The organism is Pasteurella sp. P03HT (assembly GCF_054052285.1).
Genome location: NZ_JBSIUM010000007.1, coordinates 91,625 through 115,844 on the forward strand (window position 1 = coordinate 91,625; position 24,220 = coordinate 115,844).

The 24,220-nt window shown below is 39.1% G+C and carries 21 protein-coding genes and 1 other RNA gene; 4 read left to right on the forward strand and 18 right to left on the reverse strand.

The features are described from left to right. Nucleotides 1-343: 343 nt before the first annotated feature. Entirely contained in the window at nt 344-1,789 is a 1,446-nt protein-coding gene (locus tag ACWIT3_RS07270; RefSeq protein ID WP_457162084.1) for an alanine/glycine:cation symporter family protein, read from the reverse strand. Between the two features lie 229 nt (nt 1,790-2,018). Further along, entirely contained in the window at nt 2,019-3,698 is a 1,680-nt protein-coding gene (gene glnS, locus ACWIT3_RS07275) for a glutamine--tRNA ligase (protein ID WP_457162085.1), read from the reverse strand. A 325-nt stretch (nt 3,699-4,023) separates the two neighbouring features. Here glnS and tdeA point away from each other — a divergent pair, with 325 nt between their 5' ends. Together tdeA and ACWIT3_RS07285 are read left to right on the forward strand one after the other, a co-directional pair. Next, nucleotides 4,024-5,391 (forward strand): toxin/drug exporter TdeA, encoded by a 1,368-nt coding sequence (tdeA, locus tag ACWIT3_RS07280; RefSeq protein WP_457162086.1) that lies wholly within the window; start codon nt 4,024-4,026, stop codon nt 5,389-5,391. 49 nt (nt 5,392-5,440) lie between these two features. After that, nucleotides 5,441-6,181, forward strand: a complete 741-nt coding sequence (locus ACWIT3_RS07285) for a copper homeostasis protein CutC (RefSeq protein WP_457162087.1) — start codon at nt 5,441-5,443, stop codon at nt 6,179-6,181. Nucleotides 6,182-6,184: 3 nt separating this feature from the next. On the opposite strand, the gene rnpB is transcribed toward ACWIT3_RS07285, so the two are convergent. Next, nucleotides 6,185-6,563: RNase P RNA component class A (rnpB, locus tag ACWIT3_RS07290), an RNA gene on the reverse strand. A gap of 153 nt (nt 6,564-6,716) precedes the next feature. Here rnpB and ACWIT3_RS07295 point away from each other — a divergent pair. Next, on the forward strand, nt 6,717-7,652 hold the full coding sequence (locus ACWIT3_RS07295; RefSeq protein ID WP_457162088.1) for a KpsF/GutQ family sugar-phosphate isomerase: 936 nt from the start codon (nt 6,717-6,719) through the stop codon (nt 7,650-7,652). Next, nucleotides 7,652-8,197 carry a KdsC family phosphatase gene (locus ACWIT3_RS07300; RefSeq protein WP_457162089.1) on the forward strand — a complete coding sequence of 182 codons (546 nt, stop codon included), beginning with the start codon at nt 7,652-7,654 and terminating at the stop codon, nt 8,195-8,197. The genes ACWIT3_RS07295 and ACWIT3_RS07300 overlap by 1 nt, the downstream gene beginning before the upstream one ends. Before the next feature lie 75 nt (nt 8,198-8,272). Here the strand turns inward: ACWIT3_RS07300 and ACWIT3_RS07305 are convergent, their stop codons facing one another. The 15 genes from ACWIT3_RS07305 to ACWIT3_RS07375 form a co-directional block, all read right to left on the reverse strand. Further along, on the reverse strand, nt 8,273-8,749 hold the full coding sequence (locus ACWIT3_RS07305) for a ClpXP protease specificity-enhancing factor (protein ID WP_457162090.1): 477 nt from the start codon (nt 8,747-8,749) through the stop codon (nt 8,273-8,275). Between the two features lie 6 nt (nt 8,750-8,755). Further along, a complete protein-coding gene (gene sspA, locus ACWIT3_RS07310) occupies nt 8,756-9,394 on the reverse strand; it encodes a stringent starvation protein SspA (RefSeq protein WP_457162091.1) in 639 nt (212 codons plus the stop codon). A 193-nt stretch (nt 9,395-9,587) separates the two neighbouring features. Continuing rightward, entirely contained in the window at nt 9,588-9,980 is a 393-nt protein-coding gene (gene rpsI / locus ACWIT3_RS07315; protein ID WP_005762236.1) for a 30S ribosomal protein S9, read from the reverse strand. Between the two features lie 16 nt (nt 9,981-9,996). Further along, nucleotides 9,997-10,425 (reverse strand): 50S ribosomal protein L13, encoded by a 429-nt coding sequence (gene rplM, locus ACWIT3_RS07320; RefSeq protein WP_005762238.1) that lies wholly within the window; start codon nt 10,423-10,425, stop codon nt 9,997-9,999. A gap of 279 nt (nt 10,426-10,704) precedes the next feature. Continuing rightward, nucleotides 10,705-11,049, reverse strand: coding sequence for a YegP family protein (locus ACWIT3_RS07325; RefSeq protein ID WP_046338344.1), 345 nt, complete (start codon nt 11,047-11,049; stop codon nt 10,705-10,707). Nucleotides 11,050-11,139: 90 nt separating this feature from the next. Then, nucleotides 11,140-11,787, reverse strand: coding sequence for a GrxB family glutaredoxin (locus ACWIT3_RS07330; protein ID WP_457162092.1), 648 nt, complete (start codon nt 11,785-11,787; stop codon nt 11,140-11,142). A gap of 33 nt (nt 11,788-11,820) precedes the next feature. Further along, the gene (recD, locus tag ACWIT3_RS07335; RefSeq protein WP_457162093.1) at nt 11,821-13,797 is read right to left on the reverse strand and encodes an exodeoxyribonuclease V subunit alpha; all 1,977 of its coding nucleotides are present in this window, start codon (nt 13,795-13,797) and stop codon (nt 11,821-11,823) included. Then, on the reverse strand, nt 13,797-17,456 hold the full coding sequence (gene recB, locus ACWIT3_RS07340; RefSeq protein ID WP_457162123.1) for an exodeoxyribonuclease V subunit beta: 3,660 nt from the start codon (nt 17,454-17,456) through the stop codon (nt 13,797-13,799). The genes recD and recB overlap by 1 nt, the downstream gene beginning before the upstream one ends. 68 nt (nt 17,457-17,524) lie before the next feature. Continuing rightward, complete coding sequence (locus ACWIT3_RS07345) at nt 17,525-17,881, reverse strand: DsrE/DsrF/TusD sulfur relay family protein (RefSeq protein ID WP_457162094.1); 357 nt, start codon at nt 17,879-17,881, stop codon at nt 17,525-17,527. Nucleotide 17,882: 1 nt separating this feature from the next. After that, the gene (locus ACWIT3_RS07350) at nt 17,883-19,193 is read right to left on the reverse strand and encodes an NCS2 family permease (protein WP_457162095.1); all 1,311 of its coding nucleotides are present in this window, start codon (nt 19,191-19,193) and stop codon (nt 17,883-17,885) included. Nucleotides 19,194-19,447: 254 nt separating this feature from the next. Then, nucleotides 19,448-20,542: a lytic murein transglycosylase gene (locus ACWIT3_RS07355; RefSeq protein ID WP_457162096.1), complete on the reverse strand. Its 1,095-nt coding sequence runs from the start codon at nt 20,540-20,542 to the stop codon at nt 19,448-19,450. A gap of 10 nt (nt 20,543-20,552) precedes the next feature. Further along, complete coding sequence (locus tag ACWIT3_RS07360; RefSeq protein WP_457162097.1) at nt 20,553-21,353, reverse strand: glycosyltransferase family 2 protein; 801 nt, start codon at nt 21,351-21,353, stop codon at nt 20,553-20,555. Further along, nucleotides 21,350-22,237, reverse strand: coding sequence for a glycosyltransferase family 2 protein (locus tag ACWIT3_RS07365; RefSeq protein WP_457162098.1), 888 nt, complete (start codon nt 22,235-22,237; stop codon nt 21,350-21,352). The genes ACWIT3_RS07360 and ACWIT3_RS07365 overlap by 4 nt, the downstream gene beginning before the upstream one ends. Further along, nucleotides 22,237-23,424 (reverse strand): hypothetical protein, encoded by a 1,188-nt coding sequence (locus ACWIT3_RS07370; RefSeq protein ID WP_457162099.1) that lies wholly within the window; start codon nt 23,422-23,424, stop codon nt 22,237-22,239. The genes ACWIT3_RS07365 and ACWIT3_RS07370 overlap by 1 nt, the downstream gene beginning before the upstream one ends. Nucleotides 23,425-23,433: 9 nt before the next feature. Continuing rightward, complete coding sequence (locus ACWIT3_RS07375) at nt 23,434-24,219, reverse strand: glycosyltransferase family 25 protein (RefSeq protein WP_457162100.1); 786 nt, start codon at nt 24,217-24,219, stop codon at nt 23,434-23,436. Nucleotide 24,220: the final 1 nt, after the last annotated feature.

Genomic DNA, 24,220 nt, shown 5'->3' on the forward strand with positions numbered 1-24,220 from the left:
AAATCCTGAGTCTTAGATAATGCTAGTGCACTGCAAAATGCAGTCGTCTTTTTAACTTTCTTATATTAAGACCTCCCGCTACATCTTCTTGGTGTAGCGGTTTTTTCTTTTCAAGACTGATATTTTCTAATTTCTGACCGCACTTCTGCTGCCACAGGTTCAGTCCTGTGTCACTCATCATTCTTTCAACACAAGAATGAACACATACATCTAAATACATTGCATAAACGAGTTATTGTGCCAAATGATTGCCGAGAACTTCACCTAAAAATAAGCTGTACTTTACTAGGCATCGATCCTTTCAAGTACAGCTTTATATAAAATTTAGATAAATCGGAAAGGGTTAAGACCAAATATCTTTATCCACGCCTCGTTTTAATAATTCTGGGTGTTGTTCAATATTAAACACTGGCTCCTGCCCTGCTCGGATTTGACGTTGATAGTCTTTCAGAATTAACCATACAATTGGTGCCAACAAAACAATCGCCACTAAGTTAATCATCGCCATAATCGCCATCACCGTATCTGCAAAGTTCCAAACAATATTGGCATGATTCACTGCACCAAAATAGACAAAAAATAAGACAATTAAACGAAATACCATCACAAAAAAAGGCTTGTTTCGAATAAAACGGATATTACTTTCTGCGTAGGCATAGTTACCAATAATCGATGAATAAGCGAATAAAAATAAAATGAACGCTAAGAAGTGTAAACCAAAATCACCCACATGGTATTGTAAGGCATTTTGTGTCAATGAAATCCCTTTTAGTGACTCACTGCCATAGTTATCTGAAAGCAAAATGATAACCGCAGTACAAGTACACACAATAATAGTATCAACAAACACCCCTAACATTTGAATCAACCCTTGGCTTGCGGGATGTTTTACATCTGCAGTTGCGGCTGAGTTTGGCGCTGAGCCCATTCCTGCTTCATTTGAGAATAATCCACGTTTTACCCCCATCAGCATCGCTTTTGAGAAAATCGCACCAAACATACCTCCCGCCATTGCACTAAAATCAAACGCACTTGAGACAATGCGAGAAAGTACCGTTGGAATCGCGTTAATATTCATTCCTAGAATAATCACGGCGATAATTAAATAAAATAATGCCATCATAGGAACTAATTTTGCACTGACTGCCCCAATACGTTTTACTCCACCGAAAATAATCAATGCTGTAATCGCCACTAACAGTAAACCTACATATTGAGGGTCCCAATGCCACGCATTACTGGTTGCTTCCACAATAGAGTTAGCTTGCACAGCATTAAAGGCAAAACCAAAAGTAAAAATTAAGCTGATGGCGAAAAGTACCCCTAACCAAGGTGCTTTGAGCCCTTTTGTAATATAGTAAGCTGGACCTCCGCGATATAAACCACAAGGCTCTTTCACTTTAAATAATTGTGCTAAAGAAGACTCAGCAAATGCACTACTCATTCCGATTAGTGCAGTCACCCACATCCAAAAGACTGCCCCTTCACCACCAATCGCAATGGCCGTCGCCACCCCACCGATATTCCCCACGCCAACACGACTTGCTAAGCCCGTTGTAAAGGCTTGGAAAGGAGTTAAAGAATTCCCTTCAGCTGTTCGACCCGACCACATTTCACGTAAACTACGTGGTAATAACCGTAATTGAACTAATCCAGTTGTAATAGTAAAAAATAGCCCAACACCTAATAACGTGACAATCGTCACATCCCATAAAGGCCCATCTACTTTTTCCACAAACCAAACCAGTGCCTGTTCGACCCAATCAATAAAACCAGAAACGATATTCATGTATTTTCCTTTGTATCCCACATCATTTTAAAACTAAAAATATTCTAATCATTTTCGCTAATAACACCGAAATATTTTTCAGAATTAGATAAAAAATCGCCGATTCATTAAATTAAAGCTAAAAAATCAAGAAAATAATCAAATATTTTTCATTTTTAAATCACTATTCGCACGTATTTTGCAACGAAAAAGAGCGCACTTAAGCGCTCTTTTCGTAACAGAGTCCAGTTTAAAAACTTTCTTTTAAACTGACGGTTAGATTAAACACCAAATGTTCTGGAGAACTGTCTTTACTATCTGCACAGTAATAACCTTCACGCTCGAATTGATACGCTTTTTCTGGTTGTGCATTGGCTAAACTTTTCTCAACGACACCTTGTTTAACTACCAGCGATTCTGGGTTTAGCACTTCGTGGATATCCTCTGCTGCGCCTGGATTTGGTACAGTGAATAAACGACCATATTGACGGAATTCTGCTGGTAAATACTCTTCTGCAGATACCCATTGAATTACGCCTTTTACTTTACGACCGTCTGCAGGGTTTTTACCTAATGTTTCTGGATCGTAAGTACAATAGACAGTGGTGATATTGCCATCCGCATCTTTTTCAACACGCTCTGCTTTAATCACATACGCATTACGTAAACGCACTTCTTTACCTAACACCAGACGTTTATATTGTTTATTCGCTTCTTCGCGGAAGTCTGCTTTATCAATATAAATTTCGCGTGTAAATGGTAATTCTCGGTGACCTAATTCTTCACGATTTGGGTGATTTGGCGCGGTTAAAATTTCTTTTTCACCAAAGTTTTCAATCACAATTTTAAGTGGATCGATAACAGCCATTGCACGTGGTGCATTTTCATTCAAGTCTTCACGAATACACGCTTCTAATGCGCTAAACTCAACCACGTTATCTTGTTTTGTGACACCGATACGACGACAAAACTCACGTAACGATGCAGGCGTATAACCACGACGACGTAAACCTGAAATGGTTGGCATACGTGGGTCATTCCAACCATCCACAATGCCTTCGTTTACTAATTGTAAAAGTTTACGTTTAGAAGTGAGTGTCGCTTCTAAATTTAAGCGAGAAAATTCATATTGATGCGGTAATGGACGCTCAATAGAAATATTTTCCAATACCCAATCATATAAACGACGGTTATCTTGGAATTCTAATGTACAAAGTGAATGTGTAATACGCTCGATCGCATCAGAAATACAGTGGGTGAAATCGTACATTGGGTAAATGCACCATTTATCACCTGTTTGGTGGTGAGTCGCAAACTTGATACGGTAGATTACAGGATCACGCATTACCATAAATGGTGATGCCATATCAATTTTCGCACGTAAACTGGCTTTACCTTCTGCAATTTCACCCTTTTTCATTTTTTCAAATAATGCGAGGTTTTCCTCAACTGAACGATCACGATATGGGCTGTTTTTACCTGGTTCTGTTAAAGTACCACGATATTCACGCATTTCTTCTGGTGAAAGCTCACACACATAAGCTAAGCCTTTTTGAATTAACTCAATCGCATAGCCATATAATTGGTCAAAATAATCTGAAGCATAACGAGGTTGACCCTCCCATTTAAAGCCTAACCACTCTACGTCTTGCTTAATTGAATCCACATATTCTACGTCTTCTTTCACTGGGTTTGTGTCATCAAAACGCAAGTTGCATAACCCGTGGTAATCTTCTGCGATACCAAAGTTTAAGCAAATTGATTTGGCGTGACCGATATGTAAATAACCGTTTGGCTCAGGTGGGAAACGGGTCTGGACAGCTTGATGTTTACCCGATGCTAAATCTTCATCAATGATTTGACGAATAAAATTGGTAGGACGTTTATCCGCACTTTCAACAGTTTCTTCTCGTTCAATTGGGTTATTCATTCTGACCTCAAATTACAATAAATATTTTGCTATAAAAAATGTTATCTATTTTACATGGTTTACCTGCAGAATACAAAAGTGCGGGCAATTTTCTTGTGGTTTTACTCTTCCTATTTTTTGTTTTAATGATAAAATGAACGAACGTTCATTCAGTACATAATTCACTCATTTTAAGAACATGAGCAAATAATATGGTTATACGTCGCTCAGAATGTAGAAAATTTAAACGACATTAACGCTTTAGTAAGCGAATAGAAAGTTGCTATAATTTACTCAGAAAAGTGTGTCAAGATAGACCGCACTTGTCATTAAGGAACAAAACAACATGTTAAAACTCAATCAACTTACTTTGATTATTCTCTCAACTGCATTAGTCGGTTGCGCCAACATTGACACGTCTTTTAACGAAGCAAAACAGGATTTTCAACAATATCAAGAGCTTACCCAACAATATAGTGTAAAAGAAGATTGGTGGACGTTATATCAAGATCCACAACTAAATAATCTCATTGCGCAAGCTTTAGAAAATAATAAAAACCTTGCGAAAGCTGCGATTAATGTCAACAAAGCACTTTACGCCGCCAATTTAGTCGGCGCCAATTTAGTGCCAGCGTTTAACGGAAAATTAGAATCAACAGCAGCACGTAATATTGAACATAGCCAACCTTCTAAAATCAGCCATAGCGGTATCCTCAATGTAGGCTACACCGTAGATCTTTGGCAACGTTTAGCCGATTCAGCCTCAGCAGCAGAATGGACATATAACGCCTCCGCACAAGATTTAGCCGCTGCTCGTTTAGCGTTAATTAACTCCGTGATTGCGACTTACTATCAACTTTCATTCTTGAATGATGCAATCCACGCGACTGAAGGCAGTATCAAATACTACAATCAAATTAGCCAAATTATGCAAAACCGCTTTAAGTTGGGTGTGGCGGATAGTGCAAGCACCGTTCAAGCACAGCAATCTGTATTACGTGCAAGCAATCAGCTGTTAACCTATCAAACACAGCGTAAACTTGCGGAACAAACATTGCGCAATTTACTGAATTTAAAGCCAAATGATGTGTTAAATCTTAACTTGCCCAAAATCTTGAATGTGAAAAACGTAGGCATTAACACAAATGTGCCAGTTTCGACCATTGCAAACCGTCCAGATATTAAAAGCGCGCAATATCGTTTGAATGGTGCATTTAAAGATACGAAAGCAATGCAAAAAAGTTGGTTCCCAACGGTGACATTAGGCGCAAGTTTATCCTCTGCAGGTACCAAAGTAGATAACGCATTGCATACGCCGATCGCAGCGGGTTTAGTCAGCATTAATCTGCCATTCTTAAACTGGAATGTGGTGAGATGGAATGTCAAAATTTCTGAAGCGAATTATGAAATAGCACGCTTAAACTACGAACAAAGTATCACAAAAGCACTTAACGAAATTGATACTAACTACTTCGCTTACCAGCAATCACAAGCAAGTTTTAGCAACTTACAAAAAGCCTATGCTTATAACAAACGCATTACGCAATATTACAAAACGCGTTATGATGCAGGTGTATCGCAATTACGTGACTGGTTAATGGCTGCGAATACTGAAAACGACTCACAACTGGCAATTTTGAATGCGAAATACCAGCTCATTCAGCAAGAGAATGCGATTTACAGTGCAATGGCGGGTTATTACTCCGCGAAATAACAAATCAAAAAGGGGCAATATGCCTCTTTTTTCTTAGGTTAAAAATACAATGAAACTTGAAGTATGTATCGACAATATTGAATCTGCACTGACTGCAGAACAAGCTGGTGCAGATCGTTTAGAGCTTTGCGGCTGCTTATCTGTGGGCGGTGTAACGCCCCCATATTCACTGATCAAAAGTGCGGTCAATTTAGTTAAAATTCCTTGCTATGTAATGATTCGCCCGCGAGCTGGCGATTTTCTGTTTAGCTCAAATGAAGTGCAAATGATGTTAGATGATATTCAGATTGCAAAAGATCTCGGTGCAAAAGGCATTGTAATCGGAGCATTAACTGAAAATGCCCAAATTGATCTAAAGAACTGTGAAAAATTAGTGTCTGCCGCAAATGGATTAGGCGTAACATTTCACCGTGCTTTTGATTTATGCCAAGATCCATTTGAAAGCCTTGAGCAAATCATTTCATTCGGTTGCGAACGTATTTTAACTTCTGGGCAAAAAACAACCGCGCTTCAAGGCAAAACCTTGCTCAAACAATTAGTGGAACAGGCAAATCAGCGAATTCAAATTATGGCGGGCGCTGGAGTGAGCGCAGAAAATGCTTTAGAGCTCATTTCCGAAACAAATGTGCAAGAGCTGCATTTATCCGGCAAAAGTTATCGCTTAAGTGCGATGAAATTGCAGTCTGATGCTGTAATGGGAAATAATATCGAAGATGATCAAAAAATTTGGGTAACGGATTTTGATAAGATCCAAGCAGTACGAAAACAACTTGATACAAGAAGAAAATAAGAAAAGTTGAGTTGGTCGATAAGCCGAGTTCTGTCGTGGACAATCATTCCTCTAGGCGTACATTCGCACATACGCTCAAGCAACCTACCCGAATCCTGAGCGGGCCACCCATTGGATTCCTATTTGGTCTTGCTACGAGTGGAGTTTACCCTGCCGTGAACTGTTGCCAGCCACGCGGTGCGCTCTTACCGCACCCTTTCACCCTTACCAGCCGAAACTGGCGGTCTGCTCTCTGTTGCACTTGTCGTGGGCTCACGCCCCCCAGGCGTTACCTGGCACTCTGCCCTGTGTAGCTCGGACTTTCCTCTCGTTTACTTGTCCCACTAGGTCGCCATAAGGCGGTTAAGGGCTTCAATAAACCAGCGATTGCCTGACCAACTCAAGTGGCGAAGTATAACGGAATTTCACCAAGAAATACAGTACTATTCCACCCTATTCAATAGTTTCCCTCCGCTCTTCGCACAATTTTACCACATGATGACAAGTGCTTTTGTGTTATAATTCGTCTGCTGTTTGTCTGATTAAAGGAATCGAAATGGATTATCTCAAAATTGCTCAAGAAACGCTTAAAGTAGAAGAACAAGCGCTTGCTCGCTTAAGCCAAAATCTTGATCACCAATTCGCAGATGTTGTCAATTTACTCCTACATTGCGAAGGGCGCTTAGTCATAGGGGGGATTGGTAAGTCGGGACTTGTTGGAAAAAAAATGGTTGCAACCTTTGCTTCAACGGGAACGCCGAGTTTCTTTTTACACCCGACGGAAGCCTTTCATGGTGATTTAGGCATGCTTAAACCGATTGATATCGTGATGTTAATTTCCTACAGTGGTGAAACAGATGATGTCAACAAGTTGATCCCAAGTCTCAAAAACTTTGGTAATACTATCATTGCATTAACAGGCAATCCTCACTCTACTCTCGCAAAACACGCAGATTATGTACTTGATATTAGTGTTGAGCGTGAAGTTTGCCCAAATAATCTCGCCCCAACAACATCCGTGCTGGTCACTATGGCATTAGGTGATGCGCTTGCAGTTTCACTGATTAAAGCTCGTAATTTCCAACCTGCTGATTTTGCAAAATTTCACCCTGGTGGAAGTCTTGGTCGCCGCTTACTGTGCCGCGTGAAAGATCAAATGCAAACACGTTTACCAGTGACCGCTCTTGGTACCTCATTTACTGATTGTTTAACCATTATGAATGAAGGCAGAATGGGCGTTGCACTCGTCATGGCACAAGATCAACTAAAAGGCATTATCACAGACGGTGACATTCGTCGTGCTTTAAGTGCTAATGGTGCAGAAACATTGAACAAATGTGCACAAGATTTGATGACATCTAACCCTAAAACGATTCATAAAAACGCCTATTTATCTGAAGCGGAGTCCTTTATGAAAGCTCATAAAATTCATTCACTTGTCGTTGTTGATGATGAAAATAAAGTTGTCGGTTTAGTGGAGTTTTCAAGCTGATGTTAACTGAAAAATTAAAAAAAATTAAATTTGTTATCACTGACATTGACGGGGTATTAACGGATGGTGCACTACACTATGATGCTCATGGTGAAGCAATCAAAACCTTTCATGTTCGTGATGGATTAGGTATAAAAATGCTCATGGAATCAGGTATTCAAGTGGCGGTATTATCTGGTCGAGACTCGCCTATTTTACGCAAACGTATTGCAGATTTAGGTATTTCATTGTTTTTCTTAGGTAAGCTAGAAAAAGAAAGTGCCTGCTTTGAACTGATGCAACAAGCACAAGTAACACCTGATGAAACCGCTTATATTGGTGATGACAGTGTTGATCTACCTGCATTTGCGGTATGTGGCTTATCCTTTGCTGTCAATGATGCTCCAATTTACGTACGTCAACAGGCAGATCATGTCTTACATTTGTCAGGTGGAAAAGGCGCATTTCGTGAAATGGCGGATATGCTTTTGGCCGCTCAAGATAAAAGTGATATTTATACCAGTGCAAAAGGATTTTTAAAAAACGTGGCAAAAATGGGGCAATAACAGCACATAAACATAAAAAAGCACGACTCATATTCATAAATCGTGCTTTTTTCATTGAAACAATGAGTAATTTGATTATTTAATGATCCGCAAGTGAGAAGCCGATTTTTTCTCAGTGGTTTGTTCTCTCTTTTGCGCTTTTGGTTTCAATGTATCTTCTGGTTGTTTATCAACAGCGTCGACAAAACTTAACGGTTGCTCAACGACTGAATCGTCAAACACCGCATATGCGGCTTCATGCTCAAACATCACGCCATCACCGTTCTCACGTGCATAAATTGCTAATGCTGCTCCCATTGGAATATAAATATCCTGTGGGATCCCACGAAAACGTGCATTAAACTGGATAACATCATTCGCTAATTGTAAATTACCTGTTGCATTAGCCGATAAATTTAACACAATTTGACCGTCTTTCACGTATTCCATTGGCACTTTAACGCCTTGGTAAGTCGCGTCAACAACTAAGTAAGGTGTAAAATCATTATCCACAAGCCAATCATAATATGCGCGTAATAAATAAGGGCGCTTTGGTGAAGAACGATATTGCATTATAAATTACTTCTCATCCATTAAATTTTTAGGTGCTGAAATGCCTAAAGACTGCATAAAAGAATCACGCTCGAAAACACGTGACATATAAGCTTTCACCGCTTTACTCCCTGCGCCTGTAAACTCTACACCGAGCTCTTGCATACGCCAGAGTAATGGTGCGATATAACAATCGACTAAGCTAAACTCTTCACTCATAAAATAAGGCATTTGTGTAAAAATCGGGGCAATCGCTAAAATCTCTTCTTTTAATTGTTTTAATGCGGTTGCACGTTCTGCTTCTGTACCAGCCTCTGCTTTGGCTAAAGTTGGGTACCAATCTTGTTCGATACGCAACATTAATAAACGACTTTTGCCACGTGCAACAGGATAAACTGGCATTAGAGGGGGATGTGGAAAACGCTCATCAAGGTATTCCATAATAATGCGAGAATTAAATAATACTAAATCACGATCCACTAAAGTCGGCAGTGTGCCATATGGGTTTAATTCCATTAAATCTTCTGATACAACTTGAGGGTCTACAACTTCCGTCTCATAAGCAACACCTTTTTCCGCTAATACAATGCGCACTTGATGGCAATAAATATCGGTTTTATCTGAAAAAAGTGTCATTATTGAACGTTTATTTGCAGCGCTTGTCATCTATTCCTCCGACAGCTCTAAATGAATTATAATCGATTAAACTGTGCCGAATATGCGGCATAATATGATATAAAAAATGGGCATTTATTTTACCATAAATCACATGCTGATTTCCAAAGATAAATTTTCTTTAGATAAAAAAATTGCAAGCCCCAAGGACTTGCAATTTGAATATAAAACGTAAAATAAAAAATTAACGTTTTGAGAATTGTGGACGACGACGTGCTTTGCGTAAACCCACTTTTTTACGTTCAACTTGACGCGCATCGCGGGTAACGAAACCAGCTGCACGTAATACAGAACGTAAGCTCTCATCATATTCGATTAATGCACGAGTGATACCGTGACGGATTGCACCCGCTTGACCTGAAATACCGCCACCTTTAACAGTGATGTATAGGTCTAATTTCTCAGTCATTTCAACTAACTCTAAAGGTTGACGAACGATCATGCGAGCGGTTTCGCGACCGAAATAAACGTCTAACTCACGTTGGTTGATAGTGATTTTACCACTGCCCGGTTTGATAAATACACGAGCTGAAGAGCTTTTGCGGCGACCTGTGCCGTAGTTTTGATTCTCTGCCATATCCTAAACCTCGTGATTAAATGTCTAAAACTTGTGGTTGTTGTGCAGCGTGGTTATGTTCTGAACCTGCATACACTTTTAATTTACGATACATTGCGCGACCTAATGGGCCTTTTGGCAACATACCTTTAACCGCAATTTCAATCACTGCTTCAGGACGGCGTGCGATCATTTCTTTGAAAGTCGCTTGTTTGATGCCACCTACATAGCCAGTGTGCCAGTAGTAAAGTTTATCGTCTGCTTTGTTACCCGTTACAGCAACTTTGTCCGCATTGATAACGATGATGTAATCACCTGTATCAACGTGTGGAGTATACTCAGCTTTATGTTTACCACGAAGGCGACGTGCTAATTCAGTCGCTAAACGACCTAAAGTTTTACCTGTCGCATCAACTACATACCAGTCGCGTTTAACCGTTTCTGGCTTTGCTACAAAAGTTTTCATTAATTAATTACCAAATAATATTTATTAATACCCAGTGTTTACTTTGTTTATTCACTCATAAACACAACCATGAATCTTAATCAAGCACCCCTTCGAGTGTGATCTCGATAAAATAATGTGTGGTGGGAAATCCAACACATTCACAGGGTCGCGAGATTATACAAGAGAAAGAAATAAAAAGCGACTACTTTTTATAAAGAAAACTTAAAGAAAAATGAAAAATAGGATGGATAAAAAATTTGCGAGTAGTCTACTACCCGCAAATTCTTATTATGATTCTTATGCTTGTGAAGTGAGGTCTTTAATTACCGTGCTGACTGCATTTTTCATCACGGAACCAATTCCTTTTTTCGTGGATACACGAGACGCATAGTATTGGCTGCGACCAATTTCTTGATGATTTTTTGCTTTCAAGACAAAATATGGCTTATCATTTTTCGCAACACGAACCTCGAAATTACTCTCGTCTACTCCATTTTTTTGTACTGACGCAATCCCATTTTCAGCGGCTGAACGTGAACGATAAAGCTCACTGGTTAAAATCACTTGGCTATTTGCTGCTTTTAAATTAAACATGAATTGACCGTCTTTTGCCAATTTAAGTTCATACCAACCTAATGCCATAATGTTCTCCTTAGATGAATGTGCTGTTGAGATGAAATTCTCATTCACAAGAATAAGTCGTTTACAAAAAATTGCAACTATTTTAACCAATTAAACCGCTTGTTTCGTGTAAAGATTAACTTTACTTAAGCTCGACATTTGCTTTACATAATTTGCTAATTTTTCAGGATATTTCACGCCTTTTACACAGGTTAAATTACGTAATACGGGAAAGACTAAAATATCTTCAAGTGACAACGTATGATTTAACGAGTTCTGCCCTACTACATAAGTTTCCAATGTTTCAAGATCTTGCGCTAAACGAGCTAAATATGTTGGTGTGTTACGAAAATGTTCATCAAAATCCCCCACATAGTCTGTTTTCTTTTTAGTGAAATAATCAATCGCACTTTGGGTGGCGAATTCTGCTACATCTAATTGTATGAAACGAGGCATTAACAAATAATTTGAATAGCTTGTTATCTCTTTTAATATTGTCTCGACCTCAGGACGCACGGTTTCCTGAATCATTGGCGTACCATAATGAGTATCGAGATATTTCACAATATCAAGGCTCTCAGGCATGGCGCTCCCATCACTTTTAATTAAAATTGGCACGACTTTTTTGCCCACGAGCTTGGTGGGAGTGTCCTCATCATCGTTTAATAAAACCTGTATTTTCACCTCCAGATCCTTTAATCCCACCATCATCATCGCTCGTACACAATACGGACAGTGATCATAAACATAAAGTTGCATAGTTTTCTCCTTTTCTATCTTCGACTCAATAATCTAATCCGATGTATTAAACAACGCAATTAACCATTTTGCTAATCCACTTTGTCGCTTCACGGGATGTTTCACCGCAGTTTTCCAACTTTCTGGTGTCGTAAACAACGTTAATTTTGCTTTGGCACGAGTTATGCCCGTATAAATTAATTCTCGCGATAAGATAGGATTAGGCTCAATAGGCAACACTAAACAGGTATGTGCAAATTCTGATCCTTGTGATTTATGTACTGTCATCACAAATGCAGGTTCATAGCTTGGGACACGGCTAGCAAGGACGGTTTTATAGTGTTGCTGACCTTGTTCGAACCACACTTTCCCATCACCTAAAAATAAACCGATATCACCATTGTACAATCCAACATGACTGTCATTTTGGGTAATCATCACTGGCTTACCTAAATACCAATCGCGTTCATGTTTAAACTGTACTAAACCTTTTTGTTGTAGCCGTTGTGCGATTTTGTGATTTAACTGCTCGACGCCTAATTCTCCGACACGCAGAGCCGTCAAAAAACGCACTGAATTAAATAAGGTAAAAATCGTACTGACTTGTTGTTCTGTCAACGGTTGCCCAACTTGTTGCACCTGCTTGATAGCCAATAAATAATCTGCATATTTTTCAACCGCACTTTTTACAACTAATGCAACACAAGCTTGAACATAAGTTTCAGGGTTCCCCGTTCTTAGTGATGCTAACGTTGAAAAATCGATTAATGTAAGATCAGGATACTGACTAAAACATTGCCAACTTGCCGCATATTCGCCCTGATTAATCGCACGTGCAAGTTGACCAATCCCAGAATGACTAGAAAAACGATGACTGTGATACAAGCGGCATAGATGATCTCGAAGGGGATGAACTCGCTCTGCTGCTGGTAATGAAATACCCGCAACCGTTTGCAAATACTGTGTCAATGCCACACTATAATGTCCTTGCGCAAATTGCCCAATTTCACCTAATGTTTCTCCCGCCTCAACAGGCGAAAGCTGATTTTCATCGCCCAGTAAAATTAATTTTGTTTGTGGTTTTAATGCTTGTAACAATTTCGCCATCAAGGGTAAATCGATCATGGATGCTTCATCCACCACCAACACATCTATGGGTAACCGATTATTTGAATTAAAAAGCGTGCTATCTTCAAATAAACGTATCCCCAATAAGCGATGTAATGTTTGCGCGACCATAGGGATTGTCTGTCTCAATTCATCATCAATCTGAATATTTTCTCTTTCTTGTAAATTTTTTAACGCACTATGAATAGATTCGGTTAAGCGAGCAGCGGCTTTTCCTGTCGGTGCAACTAATTTAATCCGCAATTGACGTTGGTGTAATTCTTGTAAAGCTAACAATAAACGTGCCACAGTGGTAGTTTTCCCTGTTCCAGGACCACCTGTAATCAGACAAAAATGCTGACGTAATGCAGTGGCGACTGCTACTTTTTGCCAGTTCACGTCGTTTTGCTGCAATAAAGGAAAATATTTTGCTAATACTGTTTGAATCGATGCGAATGGCGTGGAAAAGTTAGCCGTTTGAGACAATTGGACCTGATCTTTTAAGTATTCAGCAACACGGTATTCATCTTGCCAAATACGATAAAAATAAAGTGCCTTAAATTGAAAAACAAAAGGCGCCACTTTTTCGAAAGGACGTGTGGTAAAGGCATGATGTTCGGCTAAAGCGGTCTGCCATTTTTCTGGAGATAAAGCACCGATTTTTGCTTGAATTTTCTCTAAATAATGACGCTCAGTCGTACGGTATGCTAAATTAAAAAAATGCTGTTCCACACCTGGTTCTAGCAATAAACACGTATGACCTTGTTGATCATTGTAGCGACATAATGCCGCCAATAAAATCGCCAGATTCTGTACTTCAAGGGGAATCGTGACGGGTTGTTTATCTGCAATGAGTTTAGCAAAATAATAATCACCCGCACTAATAACTCGTTGTTGCTGTAATTCCTTTAAGATCGTCAGCATTACAATAACTCCTCTAATGCTTCAATAAGCTGAAAATCGGGCTTATTAAAATAAACGCCGTACTCCCCATGCCCATTCATGCCACGTAAAAAAGTATAAATGACTCCACCAAAATGAGTTTGGTAATCATACGCTGGATCACGTTGTTTTAAATAACGATGTAATGCCACGGTGTAAAATAAATACTGCCAATCATAATGCTGTTCACGCATCGCAATGTCTAGTTTGGCTGGGGTATAATCACTAAAACTCCCCCCTAATTTATTGGATTTATAATCCAATAAATAATAGTATCCTTGATGACGAAAAACGAGATCAATAAAACCACGCATCATGCCAGTGATGTCGTGTTTGATGCTGGGAAACTGCAATGGTTCGGAAAGAAAATCATGCTGTTGTAAAAGCTGATTAAATTTTTGAGCACTTAATGCGTTATCTAATCTCAAATAAAAAGCCAGTTCTTTTAAACAGTTTGATGTGCTCAAGTCTGATAACTTAAGGGGGCTATGTGGGCATAAAGGCGTATTTAAAATATTCGTGAACCATGTCTGCAACGTATCAACCCATGCAGGTTCAAGCTGTAATTGCTGGCATAATTGTATCAGTGCTTCACGAGATACTGGCTGATTAAAATCATGTAATTCAAAATAACGATGCAACACTCGCCCAATTTTAGCACCTGCTGGAAAGTCGAATGGACTATAACCTTTCTCATAGCCTTCAATAAGCTGTACAGGCTCGTCCCCGTCCTGTTCATCCGCGTATTCTAGTTCGTCATCTCTTAATCCTAAAACAGCCGTTAACGCCTCGTCCTTTTCTGCTTGTTCATACACTTTGAATTGTTTAGCTCGTTCATGCAATGCTGTGATTGCACTAAAACTGGTAACTTGCCAATTTTGCTCAATTTTACCTGTAAACTCTGCACAAGCTAAATTAATAGAATCAGAGGGAAGCCGTAATGTAGTCGGTTGTAACTGCTCAAAATTGTCAATGGCAACCTCAACTTGCTGTGCAGCCATGCGTTGCTGAAAGTCGGCTAAAACAGACCGCACATCCGAGTTATCCATTCTGCCTTGTGTTAACACGTATTGTAATGCGCTCCACTCCGTCAAAAAGGTCTCTGGCAATGCCATCACAACCTGATATTTTGCTCGAGTTAATGCAACATAAAACAAACGCATGTCTTCCGCGCGTTGTTCCCGTTGTATTTCATCATCATGTTGAGCATCGAGGTCCCATAGTACTCGTTGTTGTGTCTCATCATAATAGGTTTGAATGATACATTTGTCTTCTTTCAGCGTATTGGCAATAAAAGGAAGCCAAACTAGATCATATTCCAACCCTTTGGACTTGTGTATCGTCACAATTTTGACTAATTGACGTTCGCTTTCTAAGCGAATCTGTTGCCCCTCTTGGCGATCTTCACCTTGTATTTGTTTTTCAAACCAACGTAATAAACTCGCAGGACTATCATTTAAGCGACTGGCTTCTTGTAATAATTCAGCAAGGTGCAACAAATCTGTGGTTTTACGCTCACCACCTGTTGTACCGAGTAATTTTTCTGTAATTTTTTCTTCTAAATATAGGCAATGTAGCATCGCCAAAATACCTTGCCACTGCCAAATACGCTGATAATAAACAAAACGTTCAACAATATTGGTCCAACGTTGTTCATCTTGTTTGATCTCACTAATTTCACGTGTAGTCAATGAAAAAATTCGTGTAGCAATCGCATTTAAAATATGGCGTTCACTAAATGGATTTAGACAAGCGGTTAAAATTAAAGCGAGTTCTTTCGCTTCGACACAATCGAATACATTACTACGATCGGATAAATAGACAGAAGCGATGCCTAACTTTTGTAATGCTTGGCTCACTAAGTCTGCTTCCCAGCCATTACGAACTAACACCGCAATGCGCTCAGCCGCCAAAGGAAACGTATCCTTTACACCATGAAAAATAGCCTGATTTTCAACCGCACTTTGCAACCAGTTTTGAATAGAAATCGCACAAACCTCGGCTAATTTTTGTTTTTGTACGCCGCTCAATTCTTTATTCGATACGCCGAGATCCCCCACATAACAGCGTAAAGCGGGTTCAGTTTGATGATTTAAAACAAATTTTGCTTGATCGGGGCGAGCTGTCACAGGTTGAAATTGAATCTGCTGATATAAAAAAGGCAAGTTATCAGAAAAATCAAACAAGCCATTGACCACCTTGACTAAATGCTGCTCAGAACGCCAGTTGGTTCCTAGTGTGAAACGCGCATTTGCCTGCTCAGCCGCCTTAAAGTATGTAAAAATATCCGCACCACGAAATTTATAAATCGCTTGTTTAGGATCCCCGATCATAATAAATCCGCTTTCAAGAGGCGTAGGATGAATATAAATTTTTGAGAAAATTTGATATTGTTGTGCATCTGTGTCTTGAAACTCATCAATCATTGCAAAAGGATATTGTAAGCGGATAAATTGCGCTAATTCCTCACCTTGTTCTGTATAAAGCGCTTGCTTTAATAGTCGCAGCAAATCATCAAAATTCTTTTCAACATGATGCTGCTTATATTCGATTAATTTCTGCTGTACACCCCGTAAATAATGGTACAACAGGATTTTTTCATTCTGTGTTTGCTCACGAGTGCTCTCAATCACGTTATCTACACGTTTAAACACGGGGTGAGAAAGAGGTATGCCCCCTTCATCTGCATATTTATTCAACGCCTGTTGGCTAAAATATTTTATCAATGTGTCAGGGAGAGATGTCATCACCGTAGAACTCGCCCAAAGATGAATCTTTTCAAACCAATTTGGAACAAGATTTTTTTTGAAAGTGGTACGTTTTAATGCTTTTGCTTCACCTTTTTGATACGTTTTCTCTAACTCATTGAATACGAGGTGTTTCAACTCGGCTTCATGTTGTAACCATTCCTGTTTTAATGTCTGAATAGCCTGTTGTTGAGGAGCAATTTGTTCCATTAGAAAAGTTTGTAATGGTACATGAAGCCATCTATTCTGGGTCATGTTCGCTTCAAGTTGATGAGAAATATGACTTTTTAATTTTTTAAATACTGCATCAGGCGAGCCTAGTGTATGATGAAGATAGTTAGCAATATCAAAAGGTTGTGAATAAAAATGTTCACGCCAAAACTCGCGTATAAAACGTTCCAATAATGCCTGTTCATCTTTAACTAGCACTAAATTGAAATGAATCCCAGAATTAAATGCATACTGCATTAGCATACGACGACAAAAACCATGAATCGTATAAATGGCAGCAAGGTCCATGGTTTGTTCTGCTTGATTTAAACGCTGTATAGCAACATCAATATCTTGAATTGTGCGGCATAATTCAAGTAAAAAATGATCTTCCTGTAATGCCGTTATACCTTCCGTTTTATAGGCAATAAACGCTTGTTTGGCTTGATGAATACGTTCCCGAATACGGCCTTTCAATTCTTCTGTTGCCGCGTCAGTAAAAGTCACCACTAAAATTTCTTCAACACTTAAAGGTCGAGAAAAACACGACGAACCTGCTTGAAGTAATAAACGCAAATAAAGCGAACCAATAGTATAGGTTTTCCCAGTACCTGCGGAGGCTTCAATAAGGCAAATTTTATTTAATGGTGTTGTAATAGGATTGAGAAGAACGGGTGTATCCATCATCTTATTTTTCTCTGTGATTATCATACCTACAAAAAAGTGCGGTCTATTTTACCGCACTTTTTATGTTAAAAGTTTAATACTTTATCAGCTTCGACCGTCCAATCCGCCAATTCATACAGCGTACCAATCTCAACCCCTTCTGCCAGTGGTAAATCAATGATCCCACGCGCCTGTGCACAAGTCTTACACAATTTAATTTCAGCACCGCGCGCCGTCAGAATTTCGAGCACTTGTTGCAAGTGATAACCTTCACTTGGTTTTTGCTTCGCTAATCCACCAGTCACTGCATCTGACATCAAAAACAGCGTTAACTTCACATTATGTTGATATTGATCTTGTAATTGCAACGCTAAACGCAACGCACTAAAAAAGCTTTCATTGCCATAAGGTGCGGCATGAATGATAAATAAAATTTTTTGCATACTAACCTACCCATACAAATTTTGCGATAAATAAGAATGAAACGACCCACACTGGTGCATTGATTTCACGCACACGACCAGTACAGGTTTTCATAATACAATAACTTATAAAACCGAAGGCAATGCCTTCCGTAATCGAATAAGTGAATGGCATCATGGCTGCTGTAATAAACGCGGGAGTCGCTTCTGTTAAATCTTCCCATTTTACTCGAATTAAGCTTGATGCCATCAAGATTCCCACATAGACCAAAGCTCCCGCCGTGGCATAAGCAGGCACAACGCTCGCTAAAGGCGAAAAGAAAATTGTTAATAAAAATAGTATACCAACAGTCACGGCAGTTAAGCCTGTACGTCCCCCTACAGATACCCCCGCACCACTTTCGATATACGTACTGATTGCTGACGTTCCCATATAGGAACCCGCCACCGCACTTACACTATCAACATACAGTGCTTGTTTCATTTTCGGAAAACGTCCCTTCTCATCACTGATCCCTGCTTTGTCAGTCACCCCAAGTAGCGTACCAGAAGAATCAAATAAATTGACTAATAAGAACGAAAAAATAATACCCAATAAAGCAGTATCTAATGCTCCTGGAATATCTACCTGTCCTACGACAGAAGTTAAACTAGGCGGCATTGAAATCACACCATGGAACGCGACATTAGGATCCACCAAAAATGCGAATCCCGTCACAACCGCAATCGAGATTAAAACACCAGAATAAATATTGCGTGCAGCTAATACCACGATAATGAAGAAACCTAAAATCCCCAGTAAAACTTTAGGATCATGTAATTCACCTAAGGCCACTAACGTTGCTGGATTCGCTACCACTACCCCCATATTTTTGAAACCAATTAAGGCGATAAACAATCCAATCCCTGCTCCAATACCAACACGCAAGCCTAGTGGAATGGAGGCCATTAACCAATAACGAATTTGGAAAATGGTTAAAATCAGTAACCCGATTGAGCCCCAAAAGATCGTTCCCATTCCAATTTGCCATGAATAGCCTAATTTACTGACGACCACATAAGCAAAAAACGCATTCAATCCCATCGCAGGTGCAAGGGCAATAGGTAAATTACTAAATAATCCCATTGCCATTGTGCCCAATCCTGCAATGAGGCAAGTCGTAACGAAGACCACTTGTTTATCCATGCCTGCGTCACCCAAAATCGACGGGTTAACAAATACGATATATACCATCGTAAAAAATGTGGTAATTCCTGCAATAATTTCTGTTTTAGGTGTCGTCTTTTTTTCTGATAATTTAAAAAAACGATGTAGAAAAGATTGATTTTCCATTATGTTTCCTAGGTTAGTATAAAATAAGAGATGATGAAAAACAGATAAAGAAAAAAGAGAGGCGTTTTTCCAGAGGATTCTATCAGAAGAACGTATTGGATGCATCGATTTTAAGTAAAAAATAGTGCATAAAACCCAGATATAGCTGCAACGTAATCGTTTTGCTCGATAATTAGAAAAACCGATACCCCTGTAAACACAGGTATCGGTCTAAGCATGAAAATGAGGCACTACACCGTCGTGTCAACATAAATTTACAAACCGACTTGTTGTTTAATGCGATCCGCGAACATACCAATACTGACAGCAAAATAATTTGAACGATTCCAATTCAATAATGTACGATAATTATTCGAAACAAGGAACGCACGCCCCACTTCTCGATCGGGTCTCACAAGCCATAAATCTGTCGTTGAAAGTGCGGTCAATTTTTCTTGGTTTTGCGGCGAATGAGACTTCAACATCACGCCTAAATTTTGCCAAGCTTGCAATGTACGTTTTTTATTTTTTTCAATCCCAGATAATTCTAGCGATAACGGTTGAGTTAAATAAACTTCGATCCCCCAAGGCAATGTTTTGTCCCAGCCTACTGTGCTTAAATAACTGGCAATAGAAGCAAAAACGTCATCATGGTTTTTCCAAATATCTTTTTCACCATCTTGATTACCATCGGCAGCATAACGCAAATAAGAACTTGGCATAAATTGGGTTTGTCCCATTGCCCCTGCCCATGAACCAAGCATTTTCTGACGAGAGATATCTTTACGCTCTAACATTTTCATAGCAGCAATGAATTCCTGACTAAATAACGGTTCGCGACGACCTTCAAAGGCCAATGTTGCTAACACAGAAAGAACATCATAATTTCCTTGATAATAACCAAAACTGCTTTCCATCCCCCATAAAGACATCAAATACTCTTTTTGTACCCCAAAACGTTGACTTGCTTTTTCGATTTGAGCATGCTTGTCACGATAATGATTTTCCGCCACTGTGACTTTACGAGGCGTCAAAACACGGTTCAAATAATTTGTCGTGCCATTGGGATTTGAATAGATAGGCTGATGTGATGTGTTTTTTTTAGCTCGCCCCGCTTGCTGACGATCCAAATCAATGGCTTTATCGACATAACGAATATCATTATGCTGATAGAGTGTTGTTTCTGCGATTCCCTCGCCTAATGCTTTGCCTTTTAAAAAATTCACATAATCATCAAAATTGTTTCGGGTTCTGGCTTTGTCATACTTAGCCTGAGAATCAAGAGGTTTGATATGCGACTGATGGGCACACCCCACGAAAAAAAGACTCGCTAACACAACACTGACATTTAATACTTGTTTGGCAAACACAATCACTATCCTACTTTCTCAAAAATTGGTAAATCACTTTCAATAACGAAGTGGGTAATAAGCGAGGTAACGCACGTAATAAAAACGTGAATAAACCAGGGATCAGCCCTTGTATACGTAGCTGATATTTCAGTTTAAATAAACGCCATTCAGCTTTTGCTTGAGCCAGTCCACGACGACGTCCTACCATTCCATTGCCAACGCGAGCATAAACTAATACCTCTGGTAGATTCGCCACTTTTTTGCCCATTGCAACAAGCTTGATCCATAAATAATAATCCTCTTGTAAATCCTGATAACCACCGCATGCGAGTACCGCGGCTTTTTGATAAGCAACAGTCATATGATTAAAAGGACAACGTTGTCGCGTAAACTGAAGGATCTCGTCATGTGTAGTAGGAACGCGCCGATAACTCACAATATCATCTATATTTTGCCCAAACTCAGCGATCTGCCCACCGACAATAATCGTATCAGGATGTGCCTGAATATAAGCCATCTGTTGTTCAAAGCGAGTCGGGACACAAATATCATCAGTATCCATACGGCATACCCAGTCATGTGAACAATGTAGCAGCCCCTCATTCAGTGCTCGACCTAAACCAAGATTATTTGGTAATTTAACCAACTTGATCGGTAATTGAGGTAAAAATTCATCAACAACTTTTTCTAATTCTGCTGTCACTGAACCATCAAACACGAATACAATTTCATCTGCGGGGACTGTTTGCTCGCATAAACTGACCAAGCATTCTCTTAAATACTGTGGATTTTCTTTAATATATAATGACATTAAAACAGAAAATTTCATGACATAAACCTTTTCATATTGATAACCAACTTAGGCGAAATACAGGTTAACACCGCAATAATCAGATGCTTAACATAGTATGTTTTCTTGAACAACGCAAAATAGTACCTTGCCGCAACACGAGATAAATTCATTACGTGAGGATAAGCCAGCATATATAACGCATTTTGCTCAAAATGTTGTGCTTGAACAGCCGTCTTCACATAGCGTGCTTGAATTTCATGAATCGCTTGCTCTGTATGTTGTGTATTTGTGGAAACACTTGAGCGCTGAGTATGAAAAGTACAAATCGTCAGTGCGTGATCTACATAAAAAGGTGAAAAATCAGGCTCACATACCAATTTTAACAGAAATTCATAGTCCTCTAATGAGCGAAGATAACGTGATAATCCGCCTACTTTTAAAAACAGCGATTTCTTCACCGCGATCATCGGCATACCTCCAATTTTATTCGCCAATAATAAATTCTCTAACGTCAATAACTGAGTATCACGGTAAGGGTGTGTCACATAAGAAAAACCTTCATTCACCATGACACATTTTGCTGGATGGTAAATAAAATTAACTTGAGGATGCTGTTGAATCACGTCCGATAAAACAGCACATTTTTCATTCACAAAACGATCATCATCATCTAAAAAAAGTAACCAATCATATTTCGCCTGTTGGGCACCCACATTACGACTTTCTGCAGCGCCTAGGTTTTGCTCGTTACGGATAACATGGCAAGCAAAATGATACGGCTGTTCAACCTGTACTGGCACTTTTGAATGATCATCAACAATAATGACTTCAAATTGATGCGTAGTTTGTTGATTTAAACTGGCTAATAACGCTGGAATTTCAGCGTTTCGGTTATAGGAAGGGACAATAATACTTAACATCAGGTCGACTCCTTCTGGTTAACCACTTGATATGTTTTTCCTTGCGTACCAAATAGCGATAAAAACATCAGAAATACTAACATGATCCCAGGAAACGCATACGTGTCCGCTTTAATATGCAATACACTTAAAATAAAAAGCGTAGATAAAATGAAGGTCCAACTGCCGTTAAACCAATGATCTGCGACCCGTTTCACAAAATAAAAAGTAAATAAAAAACAGATAATTAGATAAGCCAAACCACCATACAACACTTGGCGGATAAATCCTGAGTCGGTTGCGCCGTAATATTTCCCTTCTGCTGTATAGTAGTACCCATCTCCCAACAAAAATTGCTTCAATGTTGGCACAAATAAATGGTTTTTGATCAAATTTTCACTTGATGAACTAAGCTTTGTCATATCTTGATAAGACAATAAATTGATCACAGGTTCTAATGCATGTGCAACATATTTATGATCAGCAAAATTAATCGCTAAAAATAGGACAATCGCAATAAATAAAAGTAGAACGGGCAAATAGCGCCATTTGAAATATAGCACGACACTTATGATCGATAACATGAAAAAGGTTCTGCCTGAAATTAAGCCAATAAACAAGATTAAAAAGACAAACAACGATCCAATTTGGTTCGTTTTCGCATTGTAAGCTAACAAGAAATGTAACAGCATGACATAGAACGCACTCAGCTGAAAAAAAGCAGAAGACGTAAAGTTATATAAACGGTATTCTTGTTCTGAACCATAAAATCTTGGCATCACTGCGTGCACCGAGAGCGCAAAATCAATCATGAAAGATAATCCTGCTAATGCCAAGAAACCTAGACTGGCTTGCAGAATAATCCCCATTTTCACATCCCGAATAAATTGTACTTTACCAGTGGCATGGTGATAAAACAGATTATAAATCCCTACCCCAAACACAAAAAGTATCAGGGTTTTGATATACATTTTCATAACACCAAATTCATGGGTTCCATTCACAATAATCGGTACTGCACTCAATACAATCAAAGCAAGAATGGCGAGTAAACTATCAACAGGCACAATCACACCTTGTGGAGTTTTTTGCTTGTATACCCGATACACAAGCCAAAGACAAGCCAATATTCCTGCACAGAATGCTAAACGTACTCCATGGAATAACCAAGGATCGTATAAATAGAACAAATTAAATAATGCTGACATACAACGTTCCTACACTTTATGCCTCAAATTACGTACTATTGCTAAGACTTTTTTTGCTGGGTATTTAAGTAATTTGCTTAACAAATTATTTGATAGTGACCCTCGTGCTCCCTCTAAATTACTCAGTAAAATGGGATTCTCTATCGCTAATAAAGGACGAACAACAACACTATCTAGCTTAAAATTTGTACCAAACAAAATAAAATCATCCGCTAACCAAAAAGGTCGGTGATGAGACTGTACTTGAGTCAGTATATTTCTTGCTGCGGATTTTTTAATTAGATATGCCACCGTACCCGCAAAATAGTTTTTATATGGGTATGCGTAACGGAACTTTGTCTGTCCAATTGGCTTACAGCAGAAAGAGAATGTTGTGGGATAGTTCATCTCAAGTTCAATATCATCAAATTGAGTAATTTTTGATTGTCCGAGCAAAATCACCTCTGCCACAGGCTGCTGCGCTAATAATGAATAGACATGTTGCTGAAAATCGGTATTGAATAATACATCGTCTTCACATACTAAGCTGTATTCATCTTCCGCAATCTCTGTATTCGCCAAAATCTGTTGATACACCCCGAGATGACTTAATGTACATCCAATTTCACCTTTTGTAACCGCTCGTCCATAACGAGCTTGGAAGGCATGGAGATCAAAAAGTGCGGTCAAGTTTTCCCACGTTTCATTCATCGTATTCATCGCAGAAAAGAGGATAAAATCTTGTGTATCGGGCTGAATAAAGAACAGGTCTCGACGAGCTTGATCTTTATCTAATGAAATTAAAAATTTCTTCATG

What these genes read in the sequence shown, in the direction of transcription:
- ACWIT3_RS07270 (WP_457162084.1), bottom strand. Translation starts at nt 1,789, where the DNA reads ATGAATATCGTTTCTGGTTTTATTGATTGGGTCGAACAGGCACTGGTT.
- glnS (WP_457162085.1), bottom strand. Translation starts at nt 3,698, where the DNA reads ATGAATAACCCAATTGAACGAGAAGAAACTGTTGAAAGTGCGGATAAA.
- tdeA (WP_457162086.1), top strand. Translation starts at nt 4,024, where the DNA reads ATGTTAAAACTCAATCAACTTACTTTGATTATTCTCTCAACTGCATTA.
- ACWIT3_RS07285 (WP_457162087.1), top strand. Translation starts at nt 5,441, where the DNA reads ATGAAACTTGAAGTATGTATCGACAATATTGAATCTGCACTGACTGCA.
- ACWIT3_RS07295 (WP_457162088.1), top strand. Translation starts at nt 6,717, where the DNA reads ATGGATTATCTCAAAATTGCTCAAGAAACGCTTAAAGTAGAAGAACAA.
- ACWIT3_RS07300 (WP_457162089.1), top strand. Translation starts at nt 7,652, where the DNA reads ATGTTAACTGAAAAATTAAAAAAAATTAAATTTGTTATCACTGACATT.
- ACWIT3_RS07305 (WP_457162090.1), bottom strand. Translation starts at nt 8,749, where the DNA reads ATGCAATATCGTTCTTCACCAAAGCGCCCTTATTTATTACGCGCATAT.
- sspA (WP_457162091.1), bottom strand. Translation starts at nt 9,394, where the DNA reads ATGACAAGCGCTGCAAATAAACGTTCAATAATGACACTTTTTTCAGAT.
- rpsI (WP_005762236.1), bottom strand. Translation starts at nt 9,980, where the DNA reads ATGGCAGAGAATCAAAACTACGGCACAGGTCGCCGCAAAAGCTCTTCA.
- rplM (WP_005762238.1), bottom strand. Translation starts at nt 10,425, where the DNA reads ATGAAAACTTTTGTAGCAAAGCCAGAAACGGTTAAACGCGACTGGTAT.
- ACWIT3_RS07325 (WP_046338344.1), bottom strand. Translation starts at nt 11,049, where the DNA reads ATGGCATTAGGTTGGTATGAACTTAAATTGGCAAAAGACGGTCAATTC.
- ACWIT3_RS07330 (WP_457162092.1), bottom strand. Translation starts at nt 11,787, where the DNA reads ATGCAACTTTATGTTTATGATCACTGTCCGTATTGTGTACGAGCGATG.
- recD (WP_457162093.1), bottom strand. Translation starts at nt 13,797, where the DNA reads ATGCTGACGATCTTAAAGGAATTACAGCAACAACGAGTTATTAGTGCG.
- recB (WP_457162123.1), bottom strand. Translation starts at nt 17,456, where the DNA reads ATGGATACACCCGTTCTTCTCAATCCTATTACAACACCATTAAATAAA.
- ACWIT3_RS07345 (WP_457162094.1), bottom strand. Translation starts at nt 17,881, where the DNA reads ATGCAAAAAATTTTATTTATCATTCATGCCGCACCTTATGGCAATGAA.
- ACWIT3_RS07350 (WP_457162095.1), bottom strand. Translation starts at nt 19,193, where the DNA reads ATGGAAAATCAATCTTTTCTACATCGTTTTTTTAAATTATCAGAAAAA.
- ACWIT3_RS07360 (WP_457162097.1), bottom strand. Translation starts at nt 21,353, where the DNA reads ATGAAATTTTCTGTTTTAATGTCATTATATATTAAAGAAAATCCACAG.
- ACWIT3_RS07365 (WP_457162098.1), bottom strand. Translation starts at nt 22,237, where the DNA reads ATGTTAAGTATTATTGTCCCTTCCTATAACCGAAACGCTGAAATTCCA.
- ACWIT3_RS07370 (WP_457162099.1), bottom strand. Translation starts at nt 23,424, where the DNA reads ATGTCAGCATTATTTAATTTGTTCTATTTATACGATCCTTGGTTATTC.
- ACWIT3_RS07375 (WP_457162100.1), bottom strand. Translation starts at nt 24,219, where the DNA reads ATGAAGAAATTTTTAATTTCATTAGATAAAGATCAAGCTCGTCGAGAC.